Below are 15612 nucleotides of genomic sequence, written 5' to 3'. Positions count from 1 at the left end.
GTTCTTGCTATGTAGCTCAATCGTGCTTTAATTTTGATAGGAGGTGTGATGAGATTTATCCACTACAATATCTGTTATGCGACCGGTCCGAAGATGCACGATTCGATGCGTTCTTCCGCCAGAAATCTGCAACGGATTTCGGCGTTTCTGCGGCAACTTGAACCGGATCTTGTGGGCTTGATTGAGGTGGATCATGGCTCATATCGTACCGGTGGAAAGAATCAGGCTGAATTATTAGCAGGGGCGTTGGGGCACTATCATTCTCATTCAATCAAATACGCTGAAAAGTCATTCTGGCGACATGTTCCGGTCCTGAGAAAGCAGGGTAATGCGTTTCTGACTCGGGGACGTATCAGGAATGAAACCTTTCATTTTTTTGAACATGGGATGAAACGTCTGGTGATTGAACTGGAACTTGAACATCTGGTTGTCTATCTGGTGCATCTGGCGCTTGGATCGCGGATACGTCATCGACAACTGGGAGAGCTTTATAATCTGGTGAAAACCACCAAGAAGCCCTGTCTGGTGACCGGTGATTTCAATGCCCTATGGGGGGAACATGAAATCAATCTGTTCCTGGCAGCTACAGGGTTACAGAATGCCAATCGTGACAGCATTCCAACCTATCCAAGCAATGCTCCACACCGTCATCTCGATTTTGTCCTGCATAGTAAAGAGATCGTGATCCGAGATTTTCAGGTGCCAGCGATACAGCTTTCAGATCACTTGCCGTTAGTGGTTGATTTTGATGTTCATGTTGATGTCGACTTGCGTAAAATGTCCCGTCCACCGCACTGTTATTGTCCGCTTCAGCTGGATGATGATCCGATTGTTTTTGACGCGGTCTAAGCTCGGGGAGTGGCTGTTCTGGTCGCTTTTTCGCTGTTTTTATTGTCTTTTCAGAACGCGTAGCTGATCGTTATTGAGCCAAAATTATGCTCTTTCAGTTGCTGATCAAATTCACGGGTCCGGTGAGTGTTCACCAGACTGAGAGAAAAGCGACGGTATTTTGCCGTTACCCCTGCCGAGATGTCAGCCACGAAAGGCTTCTTGTCGACGTGATGACTGCTGCGGAAGGTATTGCCATCGAGGAAAATATCCCGCACGACGAAGCGGCCGTTAATGGCAGAGAACAGATAAATGCTCGGTGTCGGATCCTCCGTGTGCCAACTGCTACCGGCGGGGCGGATAAGGGATACCGCAAAGCTCCGGGGAATATTCCATCCTGCCCGTACTTCAAGTCCGGCATTAAGATAGGTCATAACGTTTCCCACTGCGGCTCCGGTATGAATGATGGCATCGGCACAAAAACGTTTTTTATGCGTCGGGTGGTAGAGCCATTTGCGTTCAAAAGCCAAGGTGATTCCAAGCTCGTCTTTTAATTGATGATCCCAACCATTCGGGCGTTGCAGACCACGGACCCGGTGGACAAACTTCTGGGCATCTTCGGCGAGAGATGACGGCCCAACTATGCCGATTTGCACCTCTGAAGAATCCATCTGGCTCCAGGTTTGGTCAAGATCACTCTTTTGATGGTAAGAAATCCCTAAATAGCTGTATCCGGCATAGGGACGATCATCCTCAATCAGGTCGTAGCGGCTGGTATCCTTGGGAGTGTACATCGCCTGACCCAGGGCAAACTCAACTTTGTGACCGGTCTCTTCCGGGGCTTCTTTTACAAACGGGATACTACGGAAGAGTTCAAGCGCTGCCCGTGAAAGGTTGGAGGTTCGACCCAAGGGGATTTGTGGACTCAGATCCGGTGAGGTGATGGAGTATTTCACCCCGTTGGTATAGTCGCTATCGGTGCCAATAAACAGATCATTTTCAAAGTAGATGTTATGGGTCCAAGAGCGGTCCAAGCTGTGGGCACGCAAAGGGATAGCGACGATTATCAGTAATAAAAAAATATGACGGAGCATGAACTTTTCCTAGCGAATCCGAATGATTGATTGGTTGTTTTCCAGTTTTTCCGGGGCAACGGTGCCATATTTCTGGAGGTTATCCAACGGAATATGCATTGTTAACATACCCACAGAAGTGACCGCAAGCAAGGCGAGAAACGCCAATCCCATGCCGATTCGTTTACCTGGAGTTACAGTATAATAGCGGGATTTCTCGGCTGCGGATTTTTTGGATGAAGAATAGATTTGCAAGCTCCCCATGATAATAATCAGACCAACGATAGGTGACCAGGTGTAATAAAATAGGGCCAGGGCTCCGAGCAGCCCAACAATCCATAATTTCGGGCTGATGACGCCGATAATCCGGCCACCGTCCAGCGGAGAGATAGGCAACAGATTAAAGAGGTTGAGTAAAAAACCGGACATTGCCAAGGCATACCAGAAAGGGTTTCCCGTCAGCCAACCAATTCCCGCGCAGACAATAGCTCCAAGAGTGCCAAGGAATGGTCCACCATAGGCCATGACCGCCTCGGCAAAAGCGTTATCAGGCATCTGTTTCATGCCGATAACGGCCCCCATAAAAGGGATGAACATGGGTGCCGTCGCCTTGATGCCCATCATCCGCAGAGCGACAACGTGGCCCATTTCGTGAATAAACAACAGCGCAACAAAGCCGACCGCAAAGGGCCAACCCCAGAACATGGCGTAAGCCCAGATGCTGATCAGCATGGTGATGAAGGTCTTGAACTTACCAATCTGCAGGATAATCCCCAGATATTTGAGCTTGCTGAGCAGGTAAAACAGCAACAGGCCGATGGGACCAAATTTGCGGAACAGACTCTTCTTTGGGGGTGGTGGAAAAATAGTCGCCTCCGTAATATGGAGGGGGTCGTTTTCTGGATCAGGTTGCGATGGATTCATCTTTTATTCCAAGAGAAAAATTGACGGGTTAGTTTTTTTGGTTTCATGAAATGGTTATTGTAACATATTTAAATGATGATCTGACAACTGCCACTGTCGGCCCGTCGCAGGAATAATTTTCATGCTCACCTGACTCCCTAAGCTCCTATCGTTGTTAGTGCCCAGTCTACCGACTATGGGACCATATTCTTAAGTTTAATGCTTCTCTCTGGTGTTGAAAATATCTGAAGATAGACACCAACAGGATATCTAAACCCTCTGTTTAAGCGAAGGGTGGACAGGGTGATTGGCTATTGTTTTTGTAACTAGAGCTAATAAGTTTTTTTTATTCTTACTTTTCTTTTCGTAGAGAAAATGATAATTATTTAAAAAAACTGTACTTGCTAGTGTGTCAATTAGACCTTGGCGAGGATATTAAGAGTATTGCTAATTCATCGTCACTGTGAAAGTGGAAGAAAGGAGGGGGGAAAAATAATCGGGGGGCCATTCAATCATCCTACCCAGCAAATAAGAAGTTATCTGCAATAAATTAACTATTTGAAAGGTTTCAATGGTTTTTTCACTCGAAAAAATCAAAGGTTTTGCTTTAAGTCGATAGAATTCAAAACCACTGAAAGAGGGAGGTATATGTAATGATGAAACATCTTTTCCATTGGGGAGCGATTTTGCTCACCTTGTTTGCCCTGGGGACTCTCAGCGGCTGTAGTGATAGTAATAGCAGCGGTAATGGCGACATTGACGTTACCGGAACAGCCGTCATGAATCTTAGCGGCGGCAATGGTGGAAGTGGATCTGGTGGGGCTGGCGGTGATTTTACTGTTGAGACCTACGGTGACATTCTGATTAAGAAGAGCGGTACAATTGATACCAGTTTTACCGTGCCGGATTACCCCTACAGTTTCGGCCCAGTTGTCCTAACTGTCGCTAGCGGTGAAATGGTTACTGTTGCTGCTGATAGCGTTGATGTTGACGGAGGGTATTATCTCGTTAATGATCAGCTTTTTCTCGGCAATGGCGATGGAGAAAACAACGATCCTCTGGTTACCGGAATCGACGTCCAAGCGGATGGAGTCCTAATTATTGAAGGAAGTTTTGATCTTCGTGTTCAAGATGCCATTTTGATAAACGGTACCTTGACGGTTGCTGATGAATTGAGTCCGATATATATCGGTTCAGAATCTTATATCGAAATCGGTGAAAATGGTCTAATCACCACTTCGGCAACCACCGCAGGGGCTGAAGCCAGTGACATCGGACTTGAATGTTCTGGAATGATTATCAACCGTGGAACGGTTGAAGCCAATGGTACCGCAGGTGGTGACGGTGGTGAGATTAATTTCAGCGCCAATAGTTTTCTTTTTAATACGGGAGTTATCAGCGCCAATGGTGGTGATAACCCTGCAGGTGTGGGGGGAGCTGCGCAAAGAATTTATTTAACCAGTAAGAATGCCAGCCTGTTGAGCTCGGGTGTTATCAGCCTCAACAGTGGTGACGGTTCGATTGCTGGCGGCAGTGGTTCTGGTTTGATCCGTTTGTTCGCTGGAGAGGATAGTTTTGGTGACATTGTTGTTGGTGGTGTTATCAACGCGAATGGCGGTGATGGAGCCGCTGACGCTGGTGGTGATGCCGCTGATATCGATGTCTATGCCAGTGGATCGATCTTGATCAATGCCAGCTTTGCTGCTAATGGTGGTGATGGAGCTGCTGGCAATGGTGGTGCTGGTGGTGATCTTACTTTCTCCCAGGAAGATGGTTATGATTCCCAACAGAGAGAATCCATGCCGATGGGGCAGTTTAAATTCACTGGTGACATCAGTCTGGCCGGTGGAAATGGCACAGCAGATGGTGGCGCTGGTGGCGCTGTCTCTTTCAACATAGCCGATCCCAATGTTGTGCTATCGGACATACAGCCGATCGAAATCATCGGCTTTGCTACCCTCAATCTCAATGGCGGGAACAGCTCTGACGGGTCCGGTGGAGATGGTGGTTCTATTGACTGTAACTCTGGAGCTCTTCACCTTCCCATTTCTCTTGGCTCGGTCGTCAACGAAGCCGCTATTAGTAGTCTGGGTGGTTCGGGTGCCCTTGATATCGACGGTATGAAAGGTGGCGCAGGGGGCTCCTTAATTTTTCAGGTCGGAAATGAAGACTCCATTGATGATATCGTGGTTACCAATAGTGGCACAATCGATGTCTCTGGCGGGCTCGGTTACCAAGGCGGTGATGCCGGCTGGGTTGAGTTTTATGGGCACGACGAAGTGACCAATACCGCGACAATCACTGCGAATGGCGGTGAAGGTGTTGCTCAAGGGGGTAACGGAGGAGTAATTGAGCTTATCGCTTTGCTGAATATCAACAATAGTGGCGATATCATCAGCATTGGCGGCACCGGCTCTTTGGGTGGTCACAGCTTGGGTATTGGAATGTATTCCGGCTACCAGACAGTCAATTCCGGTGACCTGATTGCCGCAGGTGGCGATGGCGTTGCAGCAGCAGAAGAAGAAACAACAGGTGGCACGGGTGGTCGAGTTGAACTCATCTCGCAACAGACCCCGACCAGCAACAGTGGCTCAATCGATGTCTCCGGCGGTATCGGTGACACCGCTGGTGATGATGGCATCTTTTGGCTTGACGTCCCCGAAGCATTTAATGAATAGGGACAACTCCAATTTCTATTTGGAAAATAGCTAGCAACTGAGGGCGGCGAAGAGATCGTCGCCCTCAATTTTCATCGGGAGGCACAAGATACATTTGATGTTGAAACTTGTCGATTTTCTATGTGTGTGTGTTTTGCTCCTGTTGTTTTTTGTTTCTCCCGCTCTTTCCGAGGTGGCAGATAATCTGCAGGTCAAGTACTTTGCAGAAACAGATCTTCTCAGTATTGAGGCCGACAATCACTCACTTGATCTAATCCTTGGACAGATTGCCCTGCAGACGGGCATGGATATCTCTATGTCGCCACTGGCCGAAAGGAACGTTTCTCTGTCAGTGCCAGCAATGCCACTGAAAAACGCGTTAAAAAAATTGACTAAAGATTCTCACGCAAGCTACATGCTGATTTATGGACACAGTGCTGACATGAAGCTGGTCCCCATTGGCATGAAAATTTTTCCTCAGGGTTCTTTTGCTCAAAATGACCTAAAGCCGGTGGTGCCGGTCGAGTTGGAAGCTATGACCCAGACTAAAATGGCCCTGTCTTTACAACCGGAACAAGATTTAAGCAGAGAAGACAGCGATGACATACGTAATTTGGTTCAGCAGCGCTGGCAGGAGCGCCTTGAACAAATGCCTGAAGAAAAGCGCGAAATGATAGAACTCAGGGTACTGCAACAAGCCGAAAGACAACGCGAAAAGAGGCAGAAAAGGGCTGAAAAAGAAGAACAGTTGGCCCAACAAAAAGCTCTTCTGGATCGGAAGCGTAAGGCGAAAGAAGAGCAATTACGTGCCCATAACCCGATCCAGTATGAGCAAAAGAAACAACAGCAAAAAGCTAAGCTGGAGCGTGATAAAGAACTTTTTTACCAGTACAATCCACCAAAATAAAATCCATAGAAACTCACAACAAATTCTGTAGGGGCTGTAGAATGGTCAGACGCGTCCAAGATAAAATTTACTGTATGTTCTGTCCGTTGTCGGTTTTGGGGAGAAGCCAGTCCCATCAATTTTAAACGACAACCTTTTTTTTCGATTCTCTTTCCATCTTGTTGCTAATTATATTACTATCCCGAACTACTGAAATTATAGTTCTTAAGATGGAGACATTTCATAGGTGGACTCAACTGTACTGCGCTCTGTTGCCTTTGTCATGGTGACCATTTTCTTCACCGTGATTTCCAGGCGTTCTTTGTGCAATCCCCGCTCCCATGGATTCTATCGTTATTTTGCTTTTGTCGGCATAGCCTGTTTGCTGTTGTATAATCAGCCGGTCTGGTTTGATCAGCCCTTTTCAGGGTTGCACTGCCTCTCATGGTTGCTGCTAGCTGTTTCTATTGTCCTGGTTGTGCATGGACTTGGTTTGCTCAGACGGATGGGAGGACAAGGCCAGCGTCAGTCTGCTCCGGAAAATTTAGCCTTTGAAAACACCCAACATCTGGTTGTGGACGGTCTGTATCGATATATTCGCCATCCAATGTATACGTCGTTGTTATTGCTTGCTTGGGGGGCGTTTTTAAAGCGGATAGATTTATTGACTCTGACCGCTGTCGGGTTGGTCTCTGTAGCGCTACTATTCACTGCAAAGGTTGAAGAGGCTGAAAATGTCACCTTTTGGGGAGCTGATTATCTCGAGTATAAGAGCCGTTCTAAAATGTTTATCCCGTTTATTTTTTAATCACTGACTCATCCTATAAATAGCCAACCATATTGATCTAAGTTGATTCGCCCTTGCTGGTCGAATTGTATCCCCTCGGTTTCAAGTAAATCCTGCTGTAAAATGTTTCCATCTCCTCCAGAACGTGGACTGACTCGACCTTGACTGTTGATCACCCGCTGCCAGGGGATATCGTGGCCGGGTGGAAGCGCTGCCAGGGCAAAACCGACAGTGCGTGCGCTACAACCCAGTTGTCGGGCGATCTGACCGTAAGTAGAGACGTACCCTAAGGGTATCATTTTCACCAGGGCGTAAATGGATGAGTATAGCGGACTGAATTGGCGCTGTGGCATGGGCATCTTCTTCTTAGAAATGGACTGCAGGTGGAAGGTAGACAGCGAACTTCCATAAAGGAAAATTGTCATCGTCAGAAATTGTACAGGTTCCATTGTTAAAATCAACCGAGTTGTTACCACATTGCCAACAATTCTGGAGGGGGAACATTGCGTAATTTAAAGCGGGTTAAAATTCTTTGTTTGCTATTATCTGGTCTCTTTTTGTCCTTAGGTCAAAGTCACGCTGCTGCCCCCATGCTTCCCAAGGTGTATGCAGAGCCGGTTGAGATTTCTGGTTGGCTGATGAGTGAAAAACTTGACGGAGTGCGTGGTTATTGGGACGGGGAGAAGTTATTCTCAAAAAATGGTCATCTTCTTAATCCACCCGCACTCTTTACCCGTGATTTACCAACTTTTCCTCTCGAAGGGGAACTTTGGGGAGGACGCAACACTTTTGAGCAGACGATATCCATCGTGAAGCGTAAACAAACACACGATGGTTGGCTTGCTCTAAAATTTGCGATTTTTGATGTTCCTGATGCCCCCGGAGAATTTACACGACGGATTAAAGTTGCTCAGGATTGGTTTGTAGAACATCCTTCCGCTTATGTATTTGTTATCCCGCAAATTGTCGTCAAAGATAAGAGGCATTTACAGCGGGAATTGCAGCATATTGAAGATCTGGGTGGCGAAGGGTTAATCGTTCGCAATCCCAATGCGGTTTATTCTGCCGGGCGCAGTATGGAAATCCTCAAAGTGAAAAGTTATCAGGATGCAGAAGCAACAGTTATTGCCCACCTTCCCGGTAAGGGAAGAAATACGGGCTGGCTTGGTGCGTTATTGGTAGAACTCAACGATGGGACGCAGTTTCGGGTTGGCACGGGTTTCAGCGATAAAGAGCGTAAAAATCCGCCAGCAGTTGGGGAGGTGATTACCTTTAAGTATTACGGTAAATACCTATCAGGGATTCCAAAGTTTCCATCATTTTTACGCTTAAGAAGCGACCACGGATTGTAAAATTATCCAAGTTTCGCCCCATTCCCAACCTGTCGCTCTGGTACTGCCAGTACGACAGAGCGATCGTCCTGATAAAAACCACAGATCAGACATTGGGAACGAAAAGGGCCGATCTGCTTTTCTGGAAAATTGACAACACCAATAATCTGGCGACCCAGAAGGTCTTCTTTACGGTACAAATCGGTGATCTGGGCACTCGATTTTTTGATCCCTATTTTAGGCCCAAAATCAACCCTGATCTTGTAAGCCGGTACCCGTGCCTCTGGAAAATCTTCGACCTCGATAATTGTTCCACTACGCAGTTCAATTTGATCAAACTGTTGCCAGGAAATCTCTTCCAAGAATATTCTCCCTCTTGTGTCAACGCTGCATGTCTCAATGAGACATCAGTACCGGGGCGGTCATGCATTTGAGAATATGGCGACCTGTTTCGCCCAGAGTCGTGTACCCTCGTCTTGATTGTTCCGTTGCTCCCATGACAAGCAGATCAGCACTAAAATCGGTGCAGCTGTTCAAGAGCATATCGCCGACACTCAAAGGCCCGCTAAGCCGTTTTTCGCAGACTAACGGCAATTGGTAACGGGCCATATGTTTGCAGATGTCGGCTTCATGGGACTGATATGCTTCGTCACCTTCCCGCCCTTGAACGGTAAGAACTTTTATCTGGCGGCTTGCTTTCAGGATGGGCATCGCATCATGCAGCGCACGTGATGATTCCGGTCCTCCGCGCCAAGCCATCAGAATCCGCTTGAACTCATGTTTGAACTGCCCCACATAGGGGACAACTAAGACCGGTCGGCCGGAACCAAGGATGGTCTTTTCAGGCAAGTTGTTGGGGATCGCACGATCCGGCGCTTCCTCGTCGGTTTGACTGATGACCAGCAGGTCACGATAATGGGCGTGGATATTGAGAGCCGTGGGGACATTCAGTCCACTTTTTTGGCTGTCGATACAAATCCAGTCAGATGCCACTCCAGCGGCTTCCGTCGCCGTTTTAAAGTTTTGTTTTGCTTGCTCAGCAAACTCCTGCCGGTTGTGTTGATGAGCGACGAAGTGGGGGTGGGGAATGACGTAGATACCTGTCAATTGCGATTTCTGCTGCGTTGCCAGGGCGATCGCTGTTTCCAGTCGCGAGGTGCAGGTCGGACGCTCATCGATATGAACAAGGATGTCTTTAAGATTCATATTCTTCCCTTACCGTGAAAATTAGTTTTTCTTGCCGAGATAGGCTTCCTGGATCTTTTCAGATGCTAACAGTTCAGCTGATGTTCCCGATAGAGCAATGGTTCCAACATCCAGGACATAGCCGCGATCTGCTAACTTTAACGCCGCTTTGGCGTTCTGTTCAACCAGCAGCACTGTGAGTCCCTTATTGGAGATTATCTTGATCTGTTCAAAGATTGCTTTAACCAGGATTGGTGCGAGACCAAGTGATGGTTCATCAAGGAGCAGCATTTCAGGATCACTCATCAGCGACCGACCGATGGCGAGCATCTGTTGTTCACCACCAGACAGGGTGCCAGCTAACTGCTTACGCCGCTCTTTCAAGCGGGGGAAAAGTTGATAAACCCAGTCTAACGTCTCTTTATTCATTTTAGTTTTGACAAAAGCACCCAACATCAGGTTCTCTTCGACAGTCAGAATGCCAAATACTCGGCGCCCCTCTGGTGATTGACTGACCCCGAGCTTGACAACTTTGTGGGCGGGCAGTTGTGTCAGTTCCTCCCCTTTAAACTTAATCGATCCTGACTTTGCTTTGAGGAGCTGGCTGATGGTGCGCATTGTCGTAGTTTTTCCCGCACCATTAGCACCAAGAATGGTGACGATTTCACCTTTATGGACTTCAAGAGAAATCCCTTTAATCGCGGCGATGCTGCCGTAGGACACCTCAAGATCTTTTATTTCAAACAGGGCATCGTTACTCATCGTCATCCTCACTTCCCAAGTACGCTTCTATAACCGCAGGATTCTTCTGCACTTCCGCGGGAGTTCCTTCAGCAATTTTTTTACCAAAGTTAATAACCGTAAGGTAGTCGGTTACCTCCATAACCATGTCCATATCGTGTTCAATCAGTAGTACCGTGACCCCTTTTTCGCGGATTTTGTAGATCGTCTCCAGCAAGCCTAAGGTCTCTTTATCATTGAGTCCGGCTGCCGGTTCATCCAAGATGAGTAGCGTTGGTTCTACTGCCATCGCACGGGCCATTTCCACCCGGCGTTGAATGCCGTAGGGAAGAGATTTGGTCGGTGTCGCAGCAAATTCACTGAGCTGAAAAAATTCAAGTTGTTCTTCAACTTTACACCAGTTGTCCAGTTCATCACGTCTGGAAGCCGGGGTGTGCACTATCCCGTGCCACATCTTCTGCTTGCTCTTGATGTGTCTGCCGCTCATGATGTTTTCAGCGACTGACATCTGGCTGAACAGTCGAATTGTCTGGAAGGTACGGACGATACCACGGTCGACGATCTGGTACGGGGTCATGCCGCGAATTTCTTCACCATTCCAATTGACCGAGCCTTCTTCAGATTTATAAATACCGGTGATACAGTTAAAAACAGTTGTTTTCCCAGCACCATTTGGACCAATTACTCCGTAAATCTGGCCCTCTTTAACTTTCATGCTGAGGTCATCAACAGCTGTCAGTCCACCGAAGCGTTTAGTGACATTCGTCAGGATCAGTTCATTATGCGCCATGGTTCGATTCCTTGATCAAGAACTTGGGGATTTTACCAAAAGTGGCTGGCCAGATACCGCGTGGACGCAGAATCATTGCCAGAATCATTGCAAAACCAAAGATGAAAAAGCGCCAGGTTGCAAATTCTCTAAATATTTCAGGGAGAACAAACATGACAAAAACACCTAGCAAGACCCCTGGTATTGATGATCCACCAACCAGAACAATACTGAAGAACAGAACTGATTGGATAAATTCAAAGGCTTCCGGACTGACGGCAGAATACTGGGCCGCAAAGACTGTGCCGGCCAAGCCTGCGATACCAGCACCTAGAGCAAAAGCAAAAATTTTGTAAATCCGCGTGTTGATACCGATACTTTCGGCCGCCAGTTGATCCTCACGTAAATAATGGAGAGCGCGGCCCACCTTGCTTTTTTCTAGGTTGCGCATGATTCCCAGGGTGATCAGGAGTACGACAAAGGCAAAGTAGTAGACCGATAGCTGATCGGTCAGCTGTTTGCCAAATATGCTGATGGAGTCAAGTCCGAAGATGCCATTTGGCCCACCTGTTATCCCACCGAGATTGTTTTGGACCACCTGTACGAATACAATGTTGAAGCCAATCGTGACGACCAATAAATAATCGCCACGTAGATGGATAATGGGACCAGACAAGAGAACGCCGAACAGTGCCGGAAGAATGATGGCAACAGGAATCGTTACCAGTATTGGCCAACCGTATTGAGAATTAAGGATTGCTGTAATATAGGCCCCCATACCAAAAAACAAGGCTTGTCCCATATTAAACATCCCTGCTTTGCCAAGAATAATATCTTGTGACAGGGCAACAACAGTAAAAATCAAAAAGGTAATAGCGACGGCTTGCCAGCGTGAATTCAGCATATTCGGTAGAACTGCCATGATAATGAGGAAGGCTGGAAAGCCCAAACGAGCTAGATTTTTCATCAGACTTTCTCCGCAACCCGCTCACCGAGTAGTCCGGTGGGGCGGACAATCAGGATCAGGATCAAAAGGATAAAGGTAAAGGCATCAGCCCAGGTACTCGAAATGTAACCGGCGATAAACGCTTGAAATAATCCGAGCAGCATGCCACCAAGCATGGCACCGGGGATGTTGCCAATACCGCCGAGAATTGCAGCAATAAAAGCATAGAGGCCATATTGCCAACCCATGTTGAAGGTGATGCCACGATAATAGAGACCGATGAACAGGCCACCGACAGCCCCTAAGGATGAGCCGATAATAAAGATCAGGGCAATAACACTGTTGACGTTGATCCCCATAAGTCTGGCCGCATCCTGATCGATAGCACTGGCCCGAATAGCCGCACCCATCCGGGTTTTTTCAACAAACAGGTAGAGTGCGATCATCAAGACGAGTGAGAAAACCAGAATGAGCACCTGGATTAAGCTGATAACAACTCCACCGAGATCCCAATAGACTTGGGGAACAAGTTCAGGGAAGATGCGCATCTGGGGACCCCAGATCAACATGATGCCGTTTTGAATGACCAGGCTGGCTCCCAGAGCAGAAACGACAGCGGAAAGTCGAGGTGCTTCGCGAAGTGGCCGGTAGGCAAGGCGTTCAAGTAGAATTCCGACGCAGGCCATGACCATTGCAGACAGCAGAAAAATTGCAATAACCGCGATCAAAGAGGTTGCCTGCCCCAGCACCTGAGTATAGATCGTCAAGCCGACGAAAGCTGAGGCCGCGACCATGTCGCCATGGGCAAAGTTGATTAACTTCATTACCCCATAGACCATGGTGTAGCCAAGTGCTACCAGAGCAAACATGCTGCCGATCGTCAGGCCGTTTGCCAACTGTTGCAGAAAAATATCCATGGAAACTTGCTCCTGTTATTTTGGTAAGGCTGTCTCAGTTAAATATCCTGCTATTCACAAGTCAGAAAAGGTTTGTTCTCCTTCTCTCACCTCTGAATGGCAGACAAAGGGGGCGAAAATGTACCACAGGCACGTCCCCGCCCCCTTTTTATTGTTCTACAGATGTTTAAGCATTGTTATTGAGCGTGCACAACTTTGTAACTGTTGTCAGCTTGAATTTCAAAAGTCATGTAGCTGCTGCCAATACGGTTGCCATCTTTGGCGAACTGTAATGGACCAGTAATCCCTGGTAGGGGCTTATCCATGCTCATCAGGAAGTCAGCGACTTTTTTATTGTCAAAGCTTTTGGTTTGTTCCATGCCATAAATGATAGCACGCATACCATCAGCATTCATCAAGGTCCAGATGGATGGTGGTAGTTTGCCGTAAGTTGCTTGGTAATTTTTCAGGAAATCTTTAGCAACATCATAAGGGAGCAATTCTGGGGATGGTACATTGATAATAAATGCGCCTGTAGCAGCGGAACCAGCTAATTTCATGAAGTCTGGATTGTCATTGGCGTCACCACCGATAAAGTCAGCTTTGATCCCAAGAGCAACCTGCTGGGCGCGCAGTTGACCACCGTCGGTATAGTAACCGGCGTAGAAGATGACATCAGGTTTTTTTGACTTGATATTGGTCAGCACTGGGGTGAAGTTCTGAGAATCAGCTTTGATTTTGGCATAAGTGACAACATTACCACCTGCTTTTTTGACTTCAGCAATGACGGCGTCAGCGAGGCCGGTGGCATAGCTGGAGAAGTCAGAGACGACAGCGATGTTTTTGTATGCTTTTACGTTCACCATATAGTTGGCAGCAAAAACAGCTTCAGCGCTGTTCGGGAAAGAATTGCGCAGGAATGTCCAATAGCCATGTTCGGTCAGGCTGTCGGCAGTCCCATCGGATGTTTGCAGAACGCCAGCGTTGAAATAGGTCTTCTGAGCGGCTTCAGCACAGGTCGAGGTGTAGGAACCGATAACCATGGCAACACCTTTGTTAACCAAGTCTTTAGCACAGATTGCAGCTGCCATAGCTGTCCCTTGATCATCGCAAGGGATAACTTCAATCTGTTTCCCCATAACGCCACCACTGGCGTTAATTTGTGCGGCGAGCAGACGAACGGAATCTTCAATGCCTTGACCTTCGTTGGCATAACTTCCAGTAATCGGTGCTTGCACACCAACCTTGAGGGTGTCAGCCCATGAGAGACCGGCCATCAGGGTGATCGCACTGAGAGTTAAAAGGATGTTGCGGAAAGTTCTTTTCATGTGTTCCTCCTCGTTTGATTGTTGAAAACAACGTTTTATGGAAAGGTACCTATCCGCTCCTGAGCGGTCAATCAAATTGCCGATCAGGATGCGATATTTCATTAAAATAACAGAAAGTTGATATCAATGCTTGTTTAAACCAAAAATTTGCTTTAAAGCGTGCTGAGCTATTGTTGGATTTTCTTTGAGCCGACGTTGTGAGTAGGGGAGCCAATCTTCCCCATAGGGGACATAAATACGCAGTCTGTGTCCGGCGGCAAGGATGATTTTCCGTAATTCTTCATCAACCCCTAACAGCATCTGGAATTCATATTGGTCAGGGTTCAGATCCAATTTTCGAATTATGTTCATCGCTTCAAAAACCAAAGACTCATCATGGGTAGCAATGCCGACATAAGCGCCCTGTTTGAGGAGTTGTTCAAGGCAGGTTACGTAGTTCCGGTTGATGGCTTGGGGGTGTTTCCACGCATCCATCCGGGATTCGATGTAGATCCCTTTGCAGAGACGGTAGTTCTGATAGCCGTCAGCCATGGCAACGACATCGTCTGGGGTGCGGCGGAGATACCCTTGTAGTGCGGTGCCGACATGGCCTGGAAACTCTTCACGCAGTCTGCGGAAGAATTCGAAGGTGTCGTCGGTAACGGGAACATCCTCGATGTCAATGCGGATAAAGTTCTTCAGTTCTTTGGCTTCGGCGACGAGCTCGCGAATAATTCCATAGCATTGCTCTTTGTCAAGAAGCAGCCCCATTTGGGTTGGTTTGATTGACAGGTTGGCATCCAGATTTTCGCGATCAATGGTGCGTAAAATATTCAGACCGTCATTTTTAAACCCGACCGCTTGATCCATGGTGGTGATGAACTCACCAAGAATATCAATCGTTGTCATGATCCCTTGTTGGTTCAGGTCTTTCGTGAGCTGAACGGCATCTGCCAATGTTGATCCTGCAATGTACCCTTTGGCAAAGTGGCTGATGATTGGTTTTGGAACGTACATAATGGATTTAGATACAACATAATTAAAAATTGACATCACTTTGTCCTGCTGGTCGGTGTGGTTCAATAAGAGAGCGCCCCGTCTGTCACCGTTATCGGACGGGGCGGGTCAATTTATTCTTGCTCCAAGAAGGGGTATTCAAAACTTTGTGGCGGTACAAAGTTTTCTTTAATGGCACGGACTGAAGCCCAGCGCATCAGATTTTGTTTGCTACCGGCCTTGTCATTGGTCCCTGAGGCTCGTCCTCCACCAAATGGTTGTTGACCAACGACGGCTCCAGTTGGTT

16 protein-coding genes and 1 pseudogene are annotated in these 15612 nt (G+C 47.5%); 5 read left to right on the top strand and 12 right to left on the bottom strand.

Annotated elements, in window-relative coordinates:
• Positions 1–48 precede the first annotated feature (48 nt).
• Positions 49–849, top strand: a complete 801-nt coding sequence (locus BLU87_RS12745) for an endonuclease/exonuclease/phosphatase family protein (protein WP_092349225.1) — start codon at positions 49–51, stop codon at positions 847–849.
• Positions 850–899: 50 nt separating this feature from the next.
• Here BLU87_RS12745 and BLU87_RS12740 read toward each other — a convergent pair whose 3' ends face one another.
• Together BLU87_RS12740 and BLU87_RS12735 are read right to left on the bottom strand one after the other, a co-directional pair.
• On the bottom strand, positions 900–1922 hold the full coding sequence (locus tag BLU87_RS12740; protein WP_092349222.1) for a lipid A deacylase LpxR family protein: 1023 nt from the start codon (positions 1920–1922) through the stop codon (positions 900–902).
• A 9-nt stretch (positions 1923–1931) separates the two neighbouring features.
• Positions 1932–2825, bottom strand: a complete 894-nt coding sequence (locus tag BLU87_RS12735; protein WP_092349219.1) for a site-2 protease family protein — start codon at positions 2823–2825, stop codon at positions 1932–1934.
• A gap of 632 nt (positions 2826–3457) precedes the next feature.
• On the opposite strand from BLU87_RS12735, the gene BLU87_RS12730 reads away from it, so the two are divergent.
• The 3 genes from BLU87_RS12730 to BLU87_RS12720 all read left to right on the top strand — a co-directional run bounded on the left by BLU87_RS12730 (position 3458) and on the right by BLU87_RS12720 (position 7155).
• Positions 3458–5482, top strand: a complete 2025-nt coding sequence (locus tag BLU87_RS12730; RefSeq protein WP_092349216.1) for a hypothetical protein — start codon at positions 3458–3460, stop codon at positions 5480–5482.
• 97 nt (positions 5483–5579) lie between these two features.
• Positions 5580–6368 (top strand): hypothetical protein, encoded by a 789-nt coding sequence (locus tag BLU87_RS12725; protein ID WP_092349213.1) that lies wholly within the window; start codon positions 5580–5582, stop codon positions 6366–6368.
• Between the two features lie 226 nt (positions 6369–6594).
• Entirely contained in the window at positions 6595–7155 is a 561-nt protein-coding gene (locus BLU87_RS12720; RefSeq protein WP_217637514.1) for a methyltransferase family protein, read from the top strand.
• An 8-nt stretch (positions 7156–7163) separates the two neighbouring features.
• Here the strand turns inward: BLU87_RS12720 and BLU87_RS12715 are convergent, their stop codons facing one another.
• On the bottom strand, positions 7164–7487 hold the full coding sequence (locus tag BLU87_RS12715; RefSeq protein WP_175498387.1) for an MGMT family protein: 324 nt from the start codon (positions 7485–7487) through the stop codon (positions 7164–7166).
• A gap of 150 nt (positions 7488–7637) precedes the next feature.
• Between BLU87_RS12715 and BLU87_RS12710 the strand changes: the two genes are divergently transcribed.
• Complete coding sequence (locus BLU87_RS12710) at positions 7638–8486, top strand: DNA ligase (protein ID WP_245706494.1); 849 nt, start codon at positions 7638–7640, stop codon at positions 8484–8486.
• A 2-nt stretch (positions 8487–8488) separates the two neighbouring features.
• On the opposite strand, the gene BLU87_RS12705 is transcribed toward BLU87_RS12710, so the two are convergent.
• The 9 genes and pseudogenes from BLU87_RS12705 to BLU87_RS17880 all read right to left on the bottom strand — a co-directional run.
• Positions 8489–8827: a tRNA-binding protein gene (locus BLU87_RS12705; protein WP_092349210.1), complete on the bottom strand. Its 339-nt coding sequence runs from the start codon at positions 8825–8827 to the stop codon at positions 8489–8491.
• A 34-nt stretch (positions 8828–8861) separates the two neighbouring features.
• Positions 8862–9671, bottom strand: a complete 810-nt coding sequence (locus BLU87_RS12700; protein ID WP_092349207.1) for a universal stress protein — start codon at positions 9669–9671, stop codon at positions 8862–8864.
• Between the two features lie 21 nt (positions 9672–9692).
• Positions 9693–10412: an ABC transporter ATP-binding protein gene (locus tag BLU87_RS12695; protein ID WP_175498386.1), complete on the bottom strand. Its 720-nt coding sequence runs from the start codon at positions 10410–10412 to the stop codon at positions 9693–9695.
• Positions 10405–11181 (bottom strand): ABC transporter ATP-binding protein, encoded by a 777-nt coding sequence (locus BLU87_RS12690; protein WP_092349201.1) that lies wholly within the window; start codon positions 11179–11181, stop codon positions 10405–10407. The genes BLU87_RS12695 and BLU87_RS12690 overlap by 8 nt, the downstream gene beginning before the upstream one ends.
• Positions 11171–12127, bottom strand: coding sequence for a branched-chain amino acid ABC transporter permease (locus BLU87_RS12685; RefSeq protein ID WP_092349198.1), 957 nt, complete (start codon positions 12125–12127; stop codon positions 11171–11173). Before BLU87_RS12685 ends, BLU87_RS12690 begins: the two co-directional genes overlap by 11 nt.
• Positions 12127–13023 carry a branched-chain amino acid ABC transporter permease gene (locus BLU87_RS12680; RefSeq protein WP_092349194.1) on the bottom strand — a complete coding sequence of 299 codons (897 nt, stop codon included), beginning with the start codon at positions 13021–13023 and terminating at the stop codon, positions 12127–12129. The genes BLU87_RS12685 and BLU87_RS12680 overlap by 1 nt, the downstream gene beginning before the upstream one ends.
• Positions 13024–13199: 176 nt before the next feature.
• Positions 13200–14330, bottom strand: a complete 1131-nt coding sequence (locus BLU87_RS12675) for a branched-chain amino acid ABC transporter substrate-binding protein (protein WP_092349191.1) — start codon at positions 14328–14330, stop codon at positions 13200–13202.
• A 123-nt stretch (positions 14331–14453) separates the two neighbouring features.
• Positions 14454–15362: a proline dehydrogenase family protein gene (locus BLU87_RS12670; RefSeq protein ID WP_092349188.1), complete on the bottom strand. Its 909-nt coding sequence runs from the start codon at positions 15360–15362 to the stop codon at positions 14454–14456.
• 77 nt (positions 15363–15439) lie between these two features.
• A pseudogene (locus BLU87_RS17880) lies at positions 15440–15612 on the bottom strand (L-glutamate gamma-semialdehyde dehydrogenase); the annotation flags it as partial.

The organism is Desulfuromusa kysingii (genome assembly GCF_900107645.1).
Classification (GTDB): Bacteria; Desulfobacterota; Desulfuromonadia; order Desulfuromonadales; family Geopsychrobacteraceae; genus Desulfuromusa; species Desulfuromusa kysingii.
This window is presented reverse-complemented; position numbering and strand designations above follow the sequence as displayed.

What these genes read in the sequence shown, in the direction of transcription:
- BLU87_RS12745 (WP_092349225.1), top strand. Translation starts at nt 49, where the DNA reads ATGAGATTTATCCACTACAATATCTGTTATGCGACCGGTCCGAAGATG.
- BLU87_RS12740 (WP_092349222.1), bottom strand. Translation starts at nt 1,922, where the DNA reads ATGCTCCGTCATATTTTTTTATTACTGATAATCGTCGCTATCCCTTTG.
- BLU87_RS12735 (WP_092349219.1), bottom strand. Translation starts at nt 2,825, where the DNA reads ATGAATCCATCGCAACCTGATCCAGAAAACGACCCCCTCCATATTACG.
- BLU87_RS12730 (WP_092349216.1), top strand. Translation starts at nt 3,458, where the DNA reads ATGATGAAACATCTTTTCCATTGGGGAGCGATTTTGCTCACCTTGTTT.
- BLU87_RS12725 (WP_092349213.1), top strand. Translation starts at nt 5,580, where the DNA reads ATGTTGAAACTTGTCGATTTTCTATGTGTGTGTGTTTTGCTCCTGTTG.
- BLU87_RS12715 (WP_175498387.1), bottom strand. Translation starts at nt 7,487, where the DNA reads ATGCCACAGCGCCAATTCAGTCCGCTATACTCATCCATTTACGCCCTG.
- BLU87_RS12700 (WP_092349207.1), bottom strand. Translation starts at nt 9,671, where the DNA reads ATGAATCTTAAAGACATCCTTGTTCATATCGATGAGCGTCCGACCTGC.
- BLU87_RS12695 (WP_175498386.1), bottom strand. Translation starts at nt 10,412, where the DNA reads ATGAGTAACGATGCCCTGTTTGAAATAAAAGATCTTGAGGTGTCCTAC.
- BLU87_RS12690 (WP_092349201.1), bottom strand. Translation starts at nt 11,181, where the DNA reads ATGGCGCATAATGAACTGATCCTGACGAATGTCACTAAACGCTTCGGT.
- BLU87_RS12685 (WP_092349198.1), bottom strand. Translation starts at nt 12,127, where the DNA reads ATGAAAAATCTAGCTCGTTTGGGCTTTCCAGCCTTCCTCATTATCATG.
- BLU87_RS12680 (WP_092349194.1), bottom strand. Translation starts at nt 13,023, where the DNA reads ATGGATATTTTTCTGCAACAGTTGGCAAACGGCCTGACGATCGGCAGC.
- BLU87_RS12675 (WP_092349191.1), bottom strand. Translation starts at nt 14,330, where the DNA reads ATGAAAAGAACTTTCCGCAACATCCTTTTAACTCTCAGTGCGATCACC.
- BLU87_RS12670 (WP_092349188.1), bottom strand. Translation starts at nt 15,362, where the DNA reads ATGTCAATTTTTAATTATGTTGTATCTAAATCCATTATGTACGTTCCA.